Origin of the sequence: Stenotrophomonas sp. Nf1, from assembly GCF_003028475.1 — a bacterium.
Lineage (GTDB): Bacteria > Pseudomonadota > Gammaproteobacteria > Xanthomonadales > Xanthomonadaceae > Stenotrophomonas.
In genome coordinates this window covers 64252-81719 of the sequence record NZ_PYTV01000005.1, presented here as the reverse complement: position 1 = coordinate 81719, position 17468 = coordinate 64252, and the positions used below count along the sequence as shown (strand labels likewise).

Genomic DNA, 17468 nt, shown 5'->3' with positions numbered 1-17468 from the left:
GCGCGCGCCCCTCAGACCCGGTAGTGTAGCAACCCGACGGCATCCTCCCCGTGGCCGCCCAGCCTTGCTGCGACAGCGCTTGACCGCCCTCACCCCGCTTGCCTATCGTGCCCGCATGGAACCCGCCGATCCCCTCGCCCAGCTGCAGGACTTCGCCGCCCGCGTGGAAGCGTTGCTTGAACGCAACCAGCGCCTGGCCGAGGAGAACCGCAGCCTGCGCCACCAGCAGGAACAGCTGGTGGCCGAGCGTTCGACACTGCTGGCCAAGAACGAACAGGCGCGCTCGCGGGTGGAAGCGATGATCAGCCGGCTCAAATCCCTGGAGCAGCACACATGAGCGCCGAACCGGTCAGTGTCCGCATCCTCGATCGTGAATACACGGTGGGCGTCGGCGGCGATGAACGCGACAGCCTGATGGCCGCCGCGCGCCTGCTCGATGCGCGCATGCGCGAGATCCGTGGCAGCAACCGCATGGCCGCCGTCGACCGCGTCGCCGTTCTGGCCGCATTGAACCTGGCCCACGAACTGCAGCTGCTGCGCGACGAGAACGCCCGCCAGGCGGTGGCCCTGCAGCAGACCCTGGCCGACCTGAACCGGCGCCTGGACCGCGCCATCGACGGCACCCCCTAGAAAAAGGGGACGGAGGAAATCAAGGCGCATTCGCCCCTTCCGTGCTGAAAACGCCTTGATTCCCTCCGTCCCCTTTTCTGAATTGGCACGCACTGTTGCCGACGAACGGCCTTTCCAGATCCGGCGCGCTGGCTATAATGGCCACGCGTTCTCTGCGGTACTCGACGGCATGTGCAAACATTCGCCTTGTCCCTTAAGAACGACACCGGGAGCGCGACAGCGCCGGGAGTGCAGGTCCGCCTTGTAGCGGGAAGCCCGATGGTTCTCCAGCGTTCCCACTTGAGCCCCCGGGTTCAAGGTCGTTTCGCATGCATCGACATTGCGGAGAATGCAATATTCCAGCAAGGGCGGCGTCTTCGGGCGTCGCCCTTGTTCTTTGCGGCACAATGACGGCTGTTCCTTGCCGCACGCTGCCATGACCGACCCGCGCCAGGCCCTGCGCCACGACCTGCGGCAACGCCGCCGCGACCTCTCCGCCGCTGCGCGTATCGCCGCCGCCGAATCCCTTGCCGATGCCCTGCTGGCGCTGCCGTTCGCCCCGCGCGAAGGTGCGGTGGCCGGCTACTGGGCGCTGGATGGCGAAATCGCCCTGCACCGCTGGCAGCTGCAGTTGCCCGAAGGCGTTACCTACTGCCTGCCGGTGCTGGCCGGCGAGGCGCTGCGCTTCGCACCGTGGCGGCCGGGGCAGCCGCTGACCAGCAACCGCTATGGCATTCCCGAGCCCGACGTGGCGCTGGAAGACACGCTGGAACCGGCGCAGATGGCGCTGGTGGTGACCCCGCTGGTGGGCTTTGACACGCAGTGCCGGCGGCTGGGCATGGGGGGCGGCTGGTATGATCGCAGCTTCGCCTTCCGCCACGACCGGCCGGCGCCGCCCTGGCTGGTCGGTGCTGCCTTCGCGGTGCAGCAGGTCGAGTCCTTGCCGGTGGCGTCGTGGGACGTGCCGGTGGATGCGATCTGCACCGAAGACGGCACCCTGTTCCCCTCCGCTGCCCCCGTGAACGCATGACCGCCCGCAAGCGCTACTGGCTGATGAAGTCCGAACCGGACGCCTTCTCCATCGATGACCTGGCCAAGGTCAAGGTCGAACCCTGGAACGGGGTGCGCAACTACCAGGCACGCAATTTCATGCGCGACGGCATGCAGGTCGGCGACGGCATCCTGTTCTACCACTCCAATACCAAGGTGCCAGGCATCGTCGGCCTGGCCACGGTGGCCAGCACGGCCTACCCGGACGACACCCAGTTCGACCCGACATCCGACTACCACGATCCCAAGAGCACGCGCGAGAACCCGCGCTGGATGCTGGTGGACGTGGCCTACGACCGCAAGCTCAAGCAGGTGATCGCGCTGGACGAGATCAAGCTGCACGCCGACGAGCTCGGCGAAGGCTTCCCGCTGGTTGCCAAGGGCAATCGCCTGTCGGTGTTCCCGGTGACCGCCGCGCAGTGGAAGCTGCTGCTGTCGCTGGAAAACAAATCCTGATTCCCTGCCTGAGAGTTCTTCCCATGTCCGAAGCCAAGCGCCTGGCCGCCGAGAAAGCCATCGAGTACGTTGAAGACGGCATGATCGTCGGTGTCGGTACCGGGTCCACCGTGGCCTATTTCATCGATGCCCTCGCCCGCATCCAGCACCGCATCAAGGGCGCAGTGTCCAGCTCCGAGCAGAGCACCGCGCGCCTGAAGCAGCACGGCATCGAGGTGATCGAGCTGAACCACAGCGGCAACCTGTCGCTGTACGTGGACGGCGCCGATGAGTGCGATCCGGGCAAGTGCCTGATCAAGGGCGGCGGCGCCGCACTGACCCGCGAGAAGATCATCGCCGAGGCCAGCGAGCGTTTCATCTGCATCGTCGACCCGAGCAAGCAGGTGCCGGTGCTGGGCAACTTCCCGCTGCCGGTGGAAGTGATCCCGATGGCGCGCAGCCTGGTCGCCCGCCAGATCCGCGACATGACCGGCGGCCAGCCGACCTGGCGCGAGGGTGTGGTCACCGACAACGGCAACCAGATCCTGGACATCCACAACCTGCAGATCACCGATCCGGAAAAGCTGGAGCGCGAGCTCAACCAGCTGCCGGGCGTGGTCTGCGTCGGCCTGTTCGCGCGTCGCCGCGCCGACGTGGTGATCGTCGGCGGCGAACCGCCGATCGTGCTCTGACCCTTCTGAAGGATCCTGACGATGTCGCTGTTGCGTTCGCTGCTGATGCTTCCATTGCTGGCGCTGGCCGGCTGCGCCACCGATGCGGCCCGCCACTGGGTAGAGCTCGATGGCGCCCGTTACCAGGTCGAGCTGGCCACCAATGACGAGACCCGTGCGCGCGGGCTGATGTTCCGCGACCAGATGGCGGCCGACCACGGCATGCTGTTCATCCACGACCGCGAGGAAATGCAGGCGTACTGGATGAAGAACACCAAGATCGCGCTGGACATCCTGTACTTCGACAACGAACGCAGGCTGGTCAGCCAGCAGCGCGACGTGCCGCCCTGCTCGGCGGGCGACATGTGCCCGCCCTACCCCAGCGGCGGCCCGGCACGGTACGTGCTGGAGCTCAACGCCGGCCAGGCCGAGAAGCTCAAGCTCAAGGACGGCACCGCGTTGACCTTCGGCCCGGGCATCGAAAAATAAGCGGTGCTGCCGGCCACTGGCCGGCACCCTGGCCGGGGTCAGATCCCTTTCGCAAGCGAAAGGGATCTGACCCCTGAATTTTTCACGCGACACTGCTTGAAACCGTCTGCGAATGACGCCAGTCTGTGGTCATGCAGGACCGGATCACACTCCCCGACTGGGATGCACTGGCCGACCTCGAAGACGAGGCGCTGCCGTTGTTGCCGACCGCGCTGCTGATCGCGCGCGATGAATACCCCGATCTGCAGCCGTCCACGTACGACGCGCTGATCCAGAGCCATGTTGACCATCTCCGCTCGGAAGTGGAGAGCATCGACAACAGCCCGTTGAAGATGGCCGCGATCAACCGCCACCTGTTTGACGAGCTGGGCTACAGCGGCGACCACGACGAGTACTACGACCCGCGCAACAGCTACCTCAACCAGGTGTTCGAACGGCGCCTGGGCAACCCGATCTCGCTGGCGCTGGTGCAGATGGAAGTGTCGCGACGGCTGGGCATCCCGCTCGATGGCGTGTCCTTCCCCGGCCATTTCCTGGTGCGCCTGCCGGTGGACGACGGCGTGCTGGTGATGGACCCGTTCAACGGTGGCCGCCCCCTGGATGTGGATGAACTGCGCGAGCGGGCCAAGTCACACCTGGGCGGGCAGATGCCCGATGACCAGGTGCTGGCGCAGATCCTCGACCCGGCTCCCGCGCGCGCGATCCTGATGCGCATGCTGCGCAACCTGCACGGCGTGTATGCCGAAGCGGGAGAATGGGACCGCGCCGCGCGCAGTGCCGACCGCCTGCTGAAGCTGGCCCCGGACCAGCACGACGCCCTGCGCGACCGCGGCCTGGCCTACCTGCAGCTGGAGTACCTGGCCGGCGCCCGCCACGACCTGGGGCAGTACCTCAAGCGCAATCCCGAGGCCAGCGACGCGCAGTGGCTGCGCGAGAAGCTGATCGACCTCGGCGGGCCGATGCCGCGGCTGCATTGATTTACCGGTGTGCGGACCAACGGTCCGCACCCACCCCAACGGTCCGCACCGGCATTGAGTAGAGTCGAGCTTGCTCGACTGAGGTGCCTCAATCGACCTCGACCATCTCGAAATCGGCCTTGCTCACCCCACAATCGGGGCAGGTCCAGGTCTCGGGGATGTCTTCCCAGCGCGTGCCCGGCGCGATGCCCTCTTCCGGCAGGCCGTCCGCTTCGCGGTACAGAAAGCCGCAGACCACGCACATCCAGGTACGCAAGGTGGTGGGGGTGGCATCGCTCATCGGATAATCGGGGCTGGATTCACGGGCCGCCATTGTCCCATCGCGGCCCACGCACCGGTAGCCATCGATGACTTCTGCTTCCCCGGCGCCCCGCGGCGTCTACCTGATCACCCCGGACGAGCCGGATACCGCGCGCCTGCTGGCCCGCACCGCGCCGCTGCTGGCCGCCGGCGCCACCTGGCTGCAGTACCGCAACAAGACCGCCAGCGATGCCCTGCGGCAGGAACAGGCGACGGCCCTGCAAGGCCTGTGCGCCGCCCACGGCGTGCCGCTGATCATCAACGACGATCCGGAGCTGGCCAGGGCCGTGGGCGCCGCCGGCGTGCATCTGGGCGGCACCGACGGCGACATTCCCAGCGCGCGCGCCCTGCTCGGGCCCGACGCCATCATCGGCGCCTCCTGCTACGACCAGCTGGCCAATGCTGAAAAGGCCGTGGCCGCCGGCGCCAGCTACGTGGCCTTCGGCGCGTTCTTCCCGACCACCACCAAGGTCACCACCAGCCGTGCCCATGCCGATCTGCTGCGGCAAAGCGCCGCACTGGGCGTGCCGCGGGTGGCGATCGGCGGGCTGACCCCGGACAATGTCGGTCCCATCATCGAAGCCGGCGCCGACCTGGTGGCCGTGGTCAGCGGCATCTACGCCGCACCGGACCCGGTCGCAACCCAGCGCGCCTTCCTCGCCCAGTTCGCGTAATGCCCAGGAAAGCCCCATGAACCACGACCAGTCCCACGCCCTGTTCTCCCGCGCCCAGCAGCTGCTGCCCGGCGGCGTCAATTCCCCGGTGCGCGCGTTCAAGTCGGTGGGCGGTGAGCCGTTCTTCGTCGAGCGCGCCGACGGTGCCTACCTGTACGACGTCGACGGCAACCGCTACATCGACTACGTGGGTTCCTGGGGCCCGATGATCGTCGGCCACAACCACCCGGCCGTGCGCCAGGCGGTGAAGCGCGCGATCGACAACGGCCTGTCGTTCGGCGCGCCGTGTGCGGCCGAAGTGACCATGGCCGAGACCATTACCCGGCTGGTGCCGTCGTGCGAAATGGTACGCATGGTCAATTCGGGCACCGAAGCCACGCTGTCGGCGATCCGGCTGGCGCGCGGTGCCACCGGCCGCAACCGCATCGTCAAGTTCGAAGGCTGCTACCACGGGCACGGCGACTCGTTCCTGGTCAAGGCTGGCAGCGGCATGCTGACCCTGGGCGTGCCGACCTCGCCGGGTGTGCCGGCCGGCCTGAGCGAACTGACCCTGACCCTGCCCTACAACGATTTCGAAGCCGCCACCGCGCTGTTCGAACAGCAGGGCGAGGACATCGCCGGCCTGATCATCGAACCGGTGGTGGGCAACGCCAACTGCATCCCACCGCGCGAGGGCTACCTGCAGCACCTGCGTGAACTGTGCACGAAGCATGGTGCGCTGCTGATCTTCGACGAAGTGATGACCGGCTTCCGTGTGGCGCTGGGCGGCGCGCAGGCGCACTACGGCATCTCCCCGGACCTGACCACCTTCGGCAAGATCATCGGCGGCGGCATGCCGGTGGGTGCCTATGGCGGCCGCCGCGAACTGATGCAGCAGATCGCCCCAGCCGGCCCGATCTACCAGGCTGGCACGCTGAGCGGCAATCCGGTGGCGATGGCCGCCGGCCTGGCGATGCTGGAGCTGATCCAGCAACCGGGCTTCCACGCCGATCTGGCCGAGCGCACTGCGCGCCTGTGTGCGGGCCTGGAAGCGGCCGCCGCCGACGCCGGTGTGACCGTGACCACTACCCGCGTGGGCGCGATGTTCGGCCTGTTCTTCACCGATGAAACGGTGGAGACCTATGCGCAGGCCACCGCCTGTGACATCCCGGCGTTCAACCGCTTCTTCCACGCGATGCTGGAGCAGGGCGTGTTCCTGGCACCGTCGGCGTACGAGGCGGGCTTCCTGTCCAGTGCGCACGACGATGCGGTGATCGAGGCGACGCTGGCCGCCGCACGCGTCGCGTTCAAGGCCGCCAAGGGCTGAGTCCGCCCTGGTAGGTGCCAACCTTGGTTGGCACTGCCGCATCTGGTAGGTGCCAACCTTGGTTGGCACAGAGCCGTCGAGCATGGCTCGACGCTACAAACGGCATCAACCGAAGACGAGCTTGCCCTTCATCATCGCGAAGTGGCCGGGGAACGAGCAGAAGAAGGTGTAATCCCCGCCCTTCTGCAGGCCCTGCGTAGAGAAGCGCACGCGCGTGGTCTCGCCACCACCGATCACCCTGGTGTGCGCCAGCACGCGCTTGTCGGCCTTCGGCAGGTAGCTGTCGGCCAGGGTCATGCGCATGCCAGCCATCGCCACCGGCTGGTAATCGGCACTGCGGGTCAGCACCCAGTTGTGGCCCATCGCGGTCGCGGCCAGCTTGCCGGTGTGGCGCAGGGTCAGGTCCACCGCCGTGCAATCGGCGGCAACCTTGATCTCGCGGCTGCTGAAACTCATCTGGTCGGTGCTGTCGATGCTCACCGCACACACCCGCGCCAGCGCCGACGGCGCCAGCATCAGCGCGCCCAGTCCCACTACGATCATCCAAGCCTTCATCGTTGTATCTCCTGCCGGTTCAAGCGCCATTCTAGGCAGGTGCCCGCAACCTGCGCTGCGACCGTCTGTCGCACGCCCGCTCCAGGGTTTCCGCGCCCGCATGCCGATGGCATGCTCGGCCAATGCAGATCGAACTGTTGCTGCTGGATGTGGATGGCGTGCTGGTGCGGTACCAGCGCGCGCAGCGCGTGCTGCAGCTTGCGCACGCGCTGGACGTGCCGACGCAGGCGGTGCAGGCCGCGCTCTACGACAGTGGACTGGAGGCCGCGCATGACGACGGCACGCTGGATGGCCCGGCCTATCTGGAGCGGCTGGGCCAACAACTGGGCAGGAGCCTGGATGTGCCCGCCTGGATCGCCGCCCGCCAGGCCGCCAGCCACCCGCAGCAGGCGGTGCTGCAGCGGCTGGAAAGGCTGCAGCTGCCGATGGCGGTGCTGACCAACAACGGCGCGCTGATGAAGCAGACGTTGCCCACCCTGCTGCCGGAGCTGTTCCCTGCCCTGCAGGGGCGTGTTTTCTGCAGTGCCGATTTCGGCCTGCGCAAGCCGGCACCGGAGGTGTTCCTGCGCACGCTGGAAACACTGGGTGTGGCGCCTGCACACACGCTGTTCGTCGATGACCTGTTTGCCAACGTGCGCGGCGCACGAGCTGCCGGCCTGCACGCGGAAACCGTGCGCGACGGACGTGGGCTGGGCAAGGTGTTGAAGCGCTATCGGATCGCGTGAAGCACCGTAGAGCCGAGCCCATGCTCGGCTGCCGTTGCCTGACATCGCGATGAGCCGAGCATGGGCTGGGCGCTACAGCGATTCCGCGGCAACGGGGTCAGAGCCCTCTCCGCAGGAGAGGGATCCGACCCCAGCGTCAGGGCTTCAGCGCGCCGCGACGAACGCGGCAATCGCTGCGCGCAGGCGCTTGAGGCCTTCGGCCACTTCCTCGTCGGTGATGTTCAGCGAGGGCACGAAGCGCAGCACGTCCGGGCCGGCCTGCAGGGTCAGCAGGCCCTGCTCGGCCGCCTGGTCGAGGATCGCACCGGCCTGGCCGGCGAAGTCCTTGCTCAGCACCGCACCCAGCATCAGGCCGCGACCACGCACCTCGCTGAACACGCCGAACTCGTCGTTGATGCGCGCAAAGCCATCGCGCAGTGCCTTCGACTGGCGGCTGACGTTGGCGGCGATCTCCGCCGAGGCCAGCTTGCGCAGCGCCACGCGAGCCACCGCAGCGGCCAGCGGGTTGCCACCGAAGGTGGTGCCGTGCGCGCCGAACTGCATGGTCTCGGCCACCTTCGGGCCGGCCAGCATCGCGCCGATCGGGAAGCCGCCGCCGAGTGCCTTGGCCAGGGTGACCATGTCCGGCACCACGTCATCCTGCCAGTGCGCGAACAGCGTGCCGGTGCGGCCCATGCCGGCCTGGATCTCGTCCAGCACCAGCAGCGCGTTGTGCTGGTCGCACAGCTCGCGCACGCGCTTGAGGAAACCGGACTTGGCCGGCATCACGCCGCCCTCGCCCTGGATCGGCTCCAGCATCACCGCGGCGACATCGCCGGCGGCCATCGCGGTTTCCAGCTGCACTTCATCGTTGAAATCGATGTAGCGGAAGCCACCGGGCAGCGGCTCGTAGCCTTCCTGGTACTTCGGCTGGGCAGTGGCGGTCACCGCGCCCATCGTGCGGCCGTGGAAGCTGCCGCGGAAGGTGATGATGACGCGCTTGTCGGCCGGACGGCCCTGGCTGGAGGCCCACTTGCGGACCATCTTGATCGCCACTTCGTTGGCTTCGGCGCCGGAATTGCACAGGAACACGCGCTCGGCGAAACGGCTGGCCTTGACCAGCTCCTCGGCCAGGTGCAGCGGCGGTGCGCTGTAGAACACGTTGCTGGTGTGCCAGAGCTTGCCGGCCTGCTCGACCAGCGCGGCCACCAGGTCCGGATCGTTGTGACCCAGGCCGCACACGGCGATGCCGGCGGCCAGGTCGATGAATTCACGGCCCTGGCTGTCCCACACGCGGGCGCCCTGGCCTCGCTCCAGAACCACCTGGCGGGGCTTGTAGACCGGCAGGTAGTAGTGCGAAAGGGAGATCAGCGGATCGGTCGCGGCGGTCATGGCAGTCGGCAAGGTTCAGGAATGCCCATTCTCGCGCCGGAACCCCTGCGGCACAATGCGCCCATGCGACCGTTTTCCGCCCCCCAGCTGAACCCCGCCACCGAGACCGGCTGGCGCCGTCGGTGGTTCGACATCATCTACCGCCATGACTCGCGGCCTTCGCGCAATTTCGACCTGATCCTGGTGGTGGCCATCGTCGCCAGCATCCTGGTGGTGATGATCGACAGCGTGCAGCACCTGCATGCCGAATGGTCCACCGGGCTGTACATCCTGGAATGGGGCTTCACGATCATCTTCACCGCCGAGTACCTGCTGCGGCTGGCGGTGGTCCGGCGACCGCTGCGCTATGCGGTGAGCATCTGGGGCATCATCGATCTGCTGTCGATCCTGCCCGCCTACCTGTCGTTGTTCGTGCCCGGCGCACAGAGCCTGCTGGTGGTGCGCGCGCTGCGCATCCTGCGCGTTTTCCGCATTCTCAAGCTGACCCGCTACATCGAAGAAAGCGGCGTGCTGATGACCTCGCTGTGGCGTAGCCGGCGCAAGGTGCTGGTGTTCCTGTTCACGGTGATCACCATCACCATCATCGCCGGTGCGCTGATGTATGTGATCGAAGGACCGGAGCACGGCTTCACCAATATTCCGGCGAGCATGTACTGGGCGGTGGTGACCATGGCCACGGTCGGCTTCGGCGACATCGTGCCGCAGACCGTGCTCGGCCGCTTCGTCACCTCGGTGCTGATCCTGATCGGCTACAGCATCATCGCCGTGCCCACCGGCATCTATACCGCTGAACTGGCCAGCACCATGCGCGAAGCCGAGCTGGCCGCGCGCCGTGATGCCCGCGGCTGCCCGCATTGCGGGCTGGAAGGCCACGAGCCGGATGCACGGCATTGCCGCAAGTGCGGCGGTCAGCTACCGGATCCGTTCAACCATTGAGGCGCATGCCGGCCAGCGGCCGGCACTACCCTTGGCGCTTACGCGTGGATGCGCGCGCTGCTCATCGCAGGCGGTTGCTGGTGGAGACCAGATCGTTGTAGGCGTCCAGCAGAGTGGATTGCGCGCCTTCCGGAGCCGAGGTGTCCCAGCTGCCGGAGGCCTTGCGCTCGGCAGCCAGCCCTTCGGCGGTGATCGGCTTGCCCTGCTGCAGACGCTCCACGCCGCGCCCGGCGGTGCGCACCAGCTTGTCCGCTGAACGCTGCACGTGGCCCCACATCGGGTCGTCCTTGCCCACCCCGGAGTTCTGGATTTCCGTCACCAACGCCTGGTAATCGGCCAGCTGCGTGCGCAACGCCGCCAGGTCCGGTGCGTCGACCTGGAAGGCCATGGCCAGCTGCTTGCCATCGCCCAGCAGGCGCAGATGGTAATAGGCCAGCGAACGGCCTTCGCTCTCCTCGATCTGCTTCAGCTGTGCCGCGCGACGATCGTTCTCGTTCTTCTCCAGTGCCGCATCCAGTGCCTCGCTGGCCTTGAAGAACCCGGCATAGGCCTGCATCAACGGCGCGTGCTGGCTGCGCAGGCCCTCACCGCCATCGCGGCGATAGTCCTCACGGGTGAAGTAGCCGTCGGCGCGTTCGATCAGCGCGTACAGCGACTGGAAGGCCTGCTGGTAGTCGCGCACCGGTGCATCCAGCGCGGTAGACGGGGTCTTTGCCAGCGCATCGGTCAGCGCCTGGCCGCAGTATTCCACGCGGTGCGACAGCACCTTGCCCGGTGAGCGCGGCTGCGTTTCCTTGCCGGTCGGACCGGCTTCGGGATCCTTCATCCAGCCAGTGTAGGTCTGGAAGCCTTCGTGGATGGGCTGTTCAACGCCGTTGTAGCACTCGATGTAGGCATTGACCTTCTCCAGGCCAGGATCGGCCGCCGCCCGTCCCGGCGCCTTGTCGCAACCGGCCATACCGGCCAGCGTGCCGAGCAGAAGAAGGGGAAGCAGGCGTGCAGAAGCGTTCAAATCGATTCCTTGCAGAAAGAGGCGGTGGGGATCCTCGCGCATGACGTGAACACCCGCATCGGCGGCCTCGGGGAGGCACCACCGTTCGGGAGTGTGGGATGCGATGCGTCGCAATCGACCTGCTCGATTGCGACACAAATGACGCGATGGAGGCTGCGGTTACTGGCGGTTGCTCTGGAACACCAGCGTGTTGTATTCCTGCATCAGCTTGCTGGCCGAACCGCGCGGGGCCATCGAAGGCGAGTCCAGCATGCGCCGCTCGAAATCACTGTAAGGCGTCTTGCTGCTGACCCGCTGCAGGCGCTCCTTGCCCTCCCGACGGAAGTTCTCGGCTTCGCGCTCGAAGCTGTTCCAGTCCAGCTTGCCCGGTTCCTGATCAGCCACCTTGGCATGCGCTTCGTCGGAAATTCGGTTGAACGCATCCAGTCGTTCACGGGCCTTGGCCGGATCAAAATCGTCCTCGCTCATCAGCTCCACGATCGCCTTCGCTTCCAGCATCATCGCCAGGCGGTAGTACTCGCGCGTGCGCCCCTCGGCCTGCTCCAGCACCTTGAGCTGCTCGCGCTGGGCCGCGTCGTTCTGGCGTTCCAGCTCGGCATTGAACGCTTCGCTGGCGACCACGAACGCCTTGAAGGCCGCCATCAACGGCGCGTGCATCTGCTTGCCCTTGGCAAACTGATCGTCCTCGTAGTCCTGCCGATCGTAGTAGTCGTGGGCGTCCTTGCTGACCGGCACCAGTGCCTTCAGCGACTGCTGATAACGGCCCGCGGCGGCATCGAGATCGGCCAGTGCCGGCTTGGCAGCGATCGCCTCGGTCACCGGGGCGTCGCAGCGCTTCATGTCGTAATCGCTGATCTCCGACGGGCCGTACACCTGGGTCTCGCGCCCGGTCGGGCCTGCGTCCACGTCCTTGATCCAGCGCGTGTACGACTCGATGCTGCCGTGGGTCTTCGAATCGAGTGCATTGAAGCACTCGATGTAGGCGTTGAGTTTGGCGGTCAACTGCTGCTGCGTGTCGGACAGCGTCGCGCCGGTGTCCGGCTTGGCGGCCGGGCTGCTTTCACCCGACGTTGCGGGCGACTTGCCGCCGCAGGCGGTCAGGATCAACGACAGCGAAGCGGCCAGCGCCGCGGTGGAAAGCGTACGTGTCATGTGCTCACATCCTTGTTGAAAACGGTTACATCCAAATATTCTAGCGCAGCGGGCCGAAGGCCGCAGCCCTCGGCCCGTGTTCAACGCAGTTCTCAGTCCAGGAACAGGTCCGGCAGCAATGGCCGCGACGGATCCACCGCATAGCCGGCAAGATCGGTGATGCCGGCCTGCGCCAGCACCTCATCGTCGATCAGGAACTGGCCGTGGAAGCCCGCCGCCTCGCGCACCAGCACCGCATGCGCGGCGTCGGCCATGATCTGCGGCGTACGGCAACCGGCCGCGTCCACGCCGGGAATCATGTTGATCGCATCGGTGGCAATCACCGTGCGCGGCCACAGTGCATTGACCGCCACGCCCTGCGGGCCGAATTCCGCGGCCAGGCCCAGGGTGACGAAGCTCATGCCCATCTTGGCCAGCGTGTAGCCGGTGTGCGGCGCCCACCACTTCGGTTCCAGGCTGGGCGGCGGGGCCAGGGTGAGGATGTGCGGGTTCGGCGCCTGCAGCAGATACGGCAGGCAGGCCTGCGCGCACAGGAAGCTGCCGCGCGCGTTGACCTGCTGCATCAGGTCGAAGCGCTTCATCGGCGTGTCCAGCGTGCCGCGCAGCCAGATGGCGCTGGCGTTGTTGACCAGGATGTCGATGCCGCCAAAGGTATCCACGGTGGCCGCCACCGCCGCCTGCACCTGTTCTTCCTCGCGGATGTCGCACTTCAGCGCCAGACCCTGGCCACCGGCGGCCGTCACGGCTTCGGCCGCGCTATGGATGGTGCCGGGCAGCTTCGGATTGGGCACCGACGACTTCGCCGCGATGGCGACGTTGGCGCCGTCGCGCGCAGCGCGCAACGCGATGGCCAGGCCGATGCCACGCGAGGCACCGGTGATGAAAAGGGTTTTGCCCTGCAGACTGCCCACGTTCCACACTCCAGCGTATGCAATGAGCCGCTAGTATGCCGCGCCGACGCGGAGTTCACCCGGCCTTGACGATACTCGGGCCTCCCGTCAACGCACGAGGTCCACGCCATGCGCCGTTCCCGCCTGCTGCTGCCTGCCCTGGGGCTTGCCCTGCTGACCGCCTGCCAGGGCCGTTCGCCGGAACCTGGCAAGGAGCCGCCCGCCGGTGACGCATCGAGTGCACAACAGGCCGCCGCCGACGGCAAGATGCGCTGGAGCGAAGCGGTGGTGTGGGATGGCGACCTCAATGCCTGCCGCCAGGGCGAGAGCGCAGCCACCCGCGACTGCCTGCGTGATGCGATGCGTGCCGGTGGCGCCAGCGCCGAGGCGATCACCGCCGCCGAGCAGCTGTCCAGTGGCGGCGAACTGGCCTATGTGACCGCCTGGCACGAGAACGAAGGGCTGGGCGTGGCCACCGTCGAGTACCCGTTCCGCGCCAACACCAACGAAGGCACGCGACTGGTCGATGCCGGCGGCAAGCGCATCGATGTGGACGCGGTGCAGCTGGATGACACCCTGCGTGCCGACCCGGGCGTGCAGGAACTGCTGAAGGCCAACCCGCAGGCCACGCCGTTCGCGCCGGCACAGTCGGCGGGGGCAACACCGCTGGAGAACGGCGGCATCCGCCTGCTGTACCGCACCCCGCTGCGCGACTGCCACGCCTGCCCGGATGTGGGCCAGCTGCAGATCGCCTACGACTTCGACGCCAAGCGCAACTTCATCGGCCAGCAGGTAGTGCCGGCGACGCCGTAAGGTCACCGGCCTCTGTAGAGCCGAGCCGTGCTCGGCTCATTGAATGCAGCCGAGCATGGCTCGGCTCTACAACACGGTTCTGCCACGCGCATCCCCCATCGCGTGGATCTACCGATAGCTGCGCACCTGCTTGTGCAGCAGATGCGGCACGATCAACCGGTGCACCGGGGCAACCGGCAACATGTACACACGCCCGAACGCATTGTGGGTATGCACCACCGTCGCCACTTCCAGCACATCGCCCTGCCATTGCAGTGCGAGCCGCACGCGCAGATGGCGATCATCGTCTTCCAGCACGATGGCATCGTCGTCCAGCGATTGCAGGGTGAAGATGCCCAGCCGCTGGCCGGGTTGAGGATCGTCAGCGGCCTGCACCGCACGCAACGAACCCAGATGCTTCATGCCCAGCAGCCGCATGCCGTGGTTGCGCAGTGCCATCAATCCATCGAACCAGCCGGGAATGGTCGCCGCCATATCGCGATAGGCCTGCAATGCCGTGCGTCCATCGCGCCGCGTCGGCGCCTGGCAGGCGTGCACGAAGTCGGCGCCGGCCAGCTGTGGGCGCAGAATGCTGCCCGCACTCGGCGGGCCAGTCACCACCTGCGCGTGGCTCACGGTTTCGGCCCCTGCCCCTCGTTGTCTTCCCAATGCAGGATGCGCCGGGTCACAAAGCGGTAGACCGGCTTGCCCGTGGCGAACCACAGCTCGCGCACCCACGAGGTGCGCTTGAGCACGCGCTTTTCCACCGGCGTGAGTGATTGGCGGCAGTACATGCGCTTGTGCTTGAGCAGGTGGCGCAGGTCCTCGCGGGCCAGCAGGCGCATCCAGCGCGAACGCGGATGGCCGATCACCGCCAGCTGGAAGTCGATCAACGCCGGACGACCGTCTTCGGTGACCAGCCAGTTGGCTTCCTTGGCCAGGTCGTTGTGCGCCACACCGCGCCGATGCAGTTGCTGCAACAGCCGCCGTGCCGAACGGAACCAGGCCAGGTCGCCGCGCGGCGGGCGCTGGTACATGGCATCGCCGGCCATGAAGCTGCGATCCAGGTGGCGACCATCCCAGTCCAGCAGCTGTGGCACGTCGGCCATGCCGTGGATATGGCGCAGCGCGCGGGCCTCACGGCGCGCCAGCCACCAGGCCGGCAGCCGCAGCCACAGCGGGGTGGCGCCCAGATCACGACGTACGAACGGACCTTCAGGCCCGTTCACGAGCAGGATGCGACCGAAGCTGTCGGCCTTCAGGGCGTGCGGTGGCGTGTCTGGCGAATGCGGCATGCGCCCATTCTAGGCGATGGCGCTGGTTGCAAACGGTCACGAAGGGGCTGGGAACCAGTCACCTTTGCGCCCCTATAATCGGGCAATGGACTCTTCATGGATCGACGCCACGCTCGCGTGGATTGCCGCTCACCCCGTATTGGCGGGTGCTGTCATCTTCCTCATCGCCTTCTGCGATGCGGTCATCATTCTCGGCGCCATCGTGCCGGCGCTGCCGTTGCTGTTCGCGGTGGGCGTGTTCATCGGCCTGGGCCAGATCTCCGGGCCGTATGCGGTGGCCGCCGCAGCGCTGGGCGCCTTTGCCGGCGACGGCATCAGTTACTGGATCGGTCGCCGCTGGGGCGACCGCCTGCGTGGTGTGTGGCCGTTCAGCCGCTACCCGCAGCTGCTCGACCGCGGCGAGAACCTGTTCCGCCGCAATGCCTTCAAGAGCATCCTGGTGGCGCGCTATGTGGGCGCGATCCGGCCGTTCGTACCGGCCATCGCCGGCATGATGAAGATGCCGGCCAGCCGCTACGTACAGGCCAGCGGCATTGCCAGCATTTCCTGGGCGGTGCTGTTCCTGGCGCCGGGCTGGATCCTTGGCGAGGCGTATGACGCGGTCGCCGCCGTCGCCGGGCGGCTGGTGGTGGTGGTCGGTCTGCTGGTGGTGATCCTGGGCCTGGTCTGGGCCATCGTGCTGTACGGCTACCGCTGGTCGGCCGCGCGCATGGACAACTGGCTGGCGCGCCTGCTGGACTGGTCCAACCGCCACCCGACGCTGGGCCGCTACACGGTGGGTGTGCTGGACCCGAAACGCCGCGAGTCGGTGCCGCTGGCGATGCTGGCGCTGATGCTGCTGTTGCTGGGCTGGGGCTGGTTCGCACTGCTGACCGTGGTGGTCGCGCACGGTGAGCCGCTGGCGGTCGATCTGCTGGTGCACCAGGCCATGCTGGCGCTGCGCAACCCGCTGGCCGACTATCCGATGGCCGCGCTGGCTTCACTGGGCGCCTGGCAGGTGCTGCTGCCGGCCACGGCGGCAGCGATGGGCTACCTGATCTGGCGCCGGCGCTGGATGGCCGCCGCGCATTGGCTGGCGGCCCTGGCCTTCGGCCTGGCGCTGACCATGCTGCTGGGTGCCACCGTGGACGTGGTGCGCCCGCTCGATGCCAGCAGCGGCTTCGGCTTCCCGTCAGTGTCGGTGACCATGGCCACCATCACCTTCGGCTTCTTCGCGGTGCTGATCGCGCGCGAGATGCCCGGCCGTACCCGCGTCTGGCCGTACCTGGTGTCGGGCATCGTGGTCAGCCTGATCGGCTTCGCCCGCCTGTACCTGGGCGCGCACTGGCTGAGCGATGTGATCGGCGGCATGCTGTTCGGCACGTTCTGGCTGCTGGTGCTGGGCATCGCCTACCGCCGCCGCTTCAACCGCTCGTTCTGGGTGAAGCCGGTCGCGTGGTTGTTCTACGGCGTGTTTGCCGTGGCGGCGATGTGGTACGCACCGCGCAACATTCCGGTGAAGCTGGAACGCTTCGAACCGACCCTGCCGGCCCCGCAGGCGGTTGACCTGCAGGCATGGTGGCAACGCGACTGGGCGCAGCTGCCGGCGCGCCGCAACGAATTCGACGATGACCAGCGCTGGCCGCTGGACGTGCAGGTGGCCGGCCCACTGGCCCCGCTGCAGGCGCAGCTGGAAGCGCGCGGCTGGAAGCGGCAGGAACAGGCCGGCTGGCAGGAAGCGCTGCTGATGCTGGACAAGAACACAGGCGCCGACGAACTGCCGGTCCTGCCGGCCACGCTGGACACCCGTGTGGAAGCACTGCTGATGGTGCGCCAGGGCGCCAGGCCGGACGAACGCTACGTGCTGCGCCTGTGGCCGGCCCCGGTGCAGCTGCAGCCGGGCGCCACACCGTTGTGGCTGGGCAGCGCGCAGACGCTGCGCTACGAGCGTCACTTCCAGTGGATCGGCATGTGGCATCCGGTGCGCGGCGTGGATCCGGCGATGAACGCGGTGAAGGAGGCCGTGCAGGGCCTGCCGCAGCGCGAGGACGTGCACAGCGAGACCGGGTTGCCGGTGCTGCGGCTGAAAACCACCACGCCCTGACCGGTACCGGTCGCGATCACCCACTGTAGAGCCGAGCCCATGCTCGGCTGCTCTTCGCGCAATCCATCAAGCCGAGCATAGGCTCGGCTCTACAGTAGATCCACGCCATGCGTGGATGCGGGTTCCACCGATACCCAGCGTATGCC

At 67.3% G+C, this 17468-nt stretch carries 21 protein-coding genes and 1 other RNA gene; 14 read left to right on the top strand and 8 right to left on the bottom strand.

Annotation, left to right across the window (positions count from 1 at the left end; all coding sequences use genetic code 11):
- The first annotated feature begins 115 nt into the window (after positions 1-115).
- The 8 genes from C9412_RS10905 (at position 116) to C9412_RS10870 (ending at position 4231) form a co-directional block, all read left to right on the top strand.
- Complete coding sequence (locus C9412_RS10905) at positions 116-337, top strand: TIGR02449 family protein (protein WP_005410898.1); 222 nt, start codon at positions 116-118, stop codon at positions 335-337.
- Positions 334-630: a cell division protein ZapA gene (locus tag C9412_RS10900; RefSeq protein ID WP_005410899.1), complete on the top strand. Its 297-nt coding sequence runs from the start codon at positions 334-336 to the stop codon at positions 628-630. The genes C9412_RS10905 and C9412_RS10900 overlap by 4 nt, the downstream gene beginning before the upstream one ends.
- Positions 631-776: 146 nt before the next feature.
- Positions 777-962, top strand: a non-coding RNA gene (gene ssrS, locus C9412_RS10895) — 6S RNA.
- A gap of 83 nt (positions 963-1045) precedes the next feature.
- A complete protein-coding gene (locus tag C9412_RS10890; RefSeq protein WP_107231640.1) occupies positions 1046-1639 on the top strand; it encodes a 5-formyltetrahydrofolate cyclo-ligase in 594 nt (197 codons plus the stop codon).
- Positions 1636-2115, top strand: coding sequence for an EVE domain-containing protein (locus C9412_RS10885; protein WP_107231639.1), 480 nt, complete (start codon positions 1636-1638; stop codon positions 2113-2115). The genes C9412_RS10890 and C9412_RS10885 overlap by 4 nt, the downstream gene beginning before the upstream one ends.
- A 23-nt stretch (positions 2116-2138) precedes the next feature.
- Positions 2139-2786: a ribose-5-phosphate isomerase RpiA gene (gene rpiA / locus C9412_RS10880; RefSeq protein WP_107231638.1), complete on the top strand. Its 648-nt coding sequence runs from the start codon at positions 2139-2141 to the stop codon at positions 2784-2786.
- Between the two features lie 21 nt (positions 2787-2807).
- Positions 2808-3254: a DUF192 domain-containing protein gene (locus C9412_RS10875; RefSeq protein ID WP_107231637.1), complete on the top strand. Its 447-nt coding sequence runs from the start codon at positions 2808-2810 to the stop codon at positions 3252-3254.
- Positions 3255-3385: 131 nt separating this feature from the next.
- Positions 3386-4231, top strand: coding sequence for a SirB1 family protein (locus tag C9412_RS10870; protein WP_107231636.1), 846 nt, complete (start codon positions 3386-3388; stop codon positions 4229-4231).
- An 88-nt stretch (positions 4232-4319) separates the two neighbouring features.
- On the opposite strand, the gene C9412_RS10865 is transcribed toward C9412_RS10870, so the two are convergent.
- The gene (locus C9412_RS10865) at positions 4320-4544 is read right to left on the bottom strand and encodes a rubredoxin (protein WP_057497622.1); all 225 of its coding nucleotides are present in this window, start codon (positions 4542-4544) and stop codon (positions 4320-4322) included.
- 34 nt (positions 4545-4578) lie between these two features.
- Here C9412_RS10865 and thiE point away from each other — a divergent pair, with 34 nt between their 5' ends.
- Together thiE and hemL are read left to right on the top strand one after the other, a co-directional pair.
- Positions 4579-5205, top strand: a complete 627-nt coding sequence (gene thiE, locus C9412_RS10860; protein WP_107231635.1) for a thiamine phosphate synthase — start codon at positions 4579-4581, stop codon at positions 5203-5205.
- A 16-nt stretch (positions 5206-5221) separates the two neighbouring features.
- Complete coding sequence (gene hemL / locus C9412_RS10855) at positions 5222-6511, top strand: glutamate-1-semialdehyde 2,1-aminomutase (RefSeq protein ID WP_107231634.1); 1290 nt, start codon at positions 5222-5224, stop codon at positions 6509-6511.
- 105 nt (positions 6512-6616) lie between these two features.
- Here hemL and azu read toward each other — a convergent pair whose 3' ends face one another.
- A complete protein-coding gene (gene azu, locus C9412_RS10850) occupies positions 6617-7066 on the bottom strand; it encodes an azurin (RefSeq protein ID WP_107231633.1) in 450 nt (149 codons plus the stop codon).
- A gap of 122 nt (positions 7067-7188) precedes the next feature.
- On the opposite strand from azu, the gene C9412_RS10845 reads away from it, so the two are divergent.
- The gene (locus tag C9412_RS10845; RefSeq protein WP_107231632.1) at positions 7189-7791 is read left to right on the top strand and encodes an HAD-IA family hydrolase; all 603 of its coding nucleotides are present in this window, start codon (positions 7189-7191) and stop codon (positions 7789-7791) included.
- Positions 7792-7935: 144 nt separating this feature from the next.
- Here C9412_RS10845 and C9412_RS10840 read toward each other — a convergent pair whose 3' ends face one another.
- A complete protein-coding gene (locus tag C9412_RS10840) occupies positions 7936-9162 on the bottom strand; it encodes an acetylornithine transaminase (protein WP_107231631.1) in 1227 nt (408 codons plus the stop codon).
- A gap of 63 nt (positions 9163-9225) precedes the next feature.
- Here C9412_RS10840 and C9412_RS10835 point away from each other — a divergent pair, with 63 nt between their 5' ends.
- The gene (locus C9412_RS10835) at positions 9226-10098 is read left to right on the top strand and encodes an ion transporter (protein ID WP_107231630.1); all 873 of its coding nucleotides are present in this window, start codon (positions 9226-9228) and stop codon (positions 10096-10098) included.
- 61 nt (positions 10099-10159) lie between these two features.
- Here the strand turns inward: C9412_RS10835 and C9412_RS10830 are convergent, their stop codons facing one another.
- From C9412_RS10830 to C9412_RS10820, 3 genes are all read right to left on the bottom strand, one after another.
- Complete coding sequence (locus C9412_RS10830; protein ID WP_107231629.1) at positions 10160-11110, bottom strand: YiiG family protein; 951 nt, start codon at positions 11108-11110, stop codon at positions 10160-10162.
- A gap of 159 nt (positions 11111-11269) precedes the next feature.
- A complete protein-coding gene (locus C9412_RS10825) occupies positions 11270-12262 on the bottom strand; it encodes a YiiG family protein (RefSeq protein WP_107231628.1) in 993 nt (330 codons plus the stop codon).
- Positions 12263-12354: 92 nt separating this feature from the next.
- Positions 12355-13173 (bottom strand): NAD(P)-dependent oxidoreductase, encoded by an 819-nt coding sequence (locus C9412_RS10820; protein ID WP_107231627.1) that lies wholly within the window; start codon positions 13171-13173, stop codon positions 12355-12357.
- A 108-nt stretch (positions 13174-13281) separates the two neighbouring features.
- On the opposite strand from C9412_RS10820, the gene C9412_RS10815 reads away from it, so the two are divergent.
- Positions 13282-13965 (top strand): hypothetical protein, encoded by a 684-nt coding sequence (locus C9412_RS10815; RefSeq protein WP_107231626.1) that lies wholly within the window; start codon positions 13282-13284, stop codon positions 13963-13965.
- 108 nt (positions 13966-14073) lie between these two features.
- Here the strand turns inward: C9412_RS10815 and C9412_RS10810 are convergent, their stop codons facing one another.
- Complete coding sequence (locus tag C9412_RS10810) at positions 14074-14580, bottom strand: DUF2867 domain-containing protein (RefSeq protein ID WP_107231625.1); 507 nt, start codon at positions 14578-14580, stop codon at positions 14074-14076.
- Entirely contained in the window at positions 14577-15239 is a 663-nt protein-coding gene (locus C9412_RS10805) for a serine/threonine-protein kinase (protein ID WP_107231624.1), read from the bottom strand. Before C9412_RS10805 ends, C9412_RS10810 begins: the two co-directional genes overlap by 4 nt.
- An 85-nt stretch (positions 15240-15324) precedes the next feature.
- Between C9412_RS10805 and C9412_RS10800 the strand changes: the two genes are divergently transcribed.
- A complete protein-coding gene (locus C9412_RS10800; protein WP_107231623.1) occupies positions 15325-17322 on the top strand; it encodes a bifunctional DedA family/phosphatase PAP2 family protein in 1998 nt (665 codons plus the stop codon).
- Positions 17323-17468: the final 146 nt, after the last annotated feature.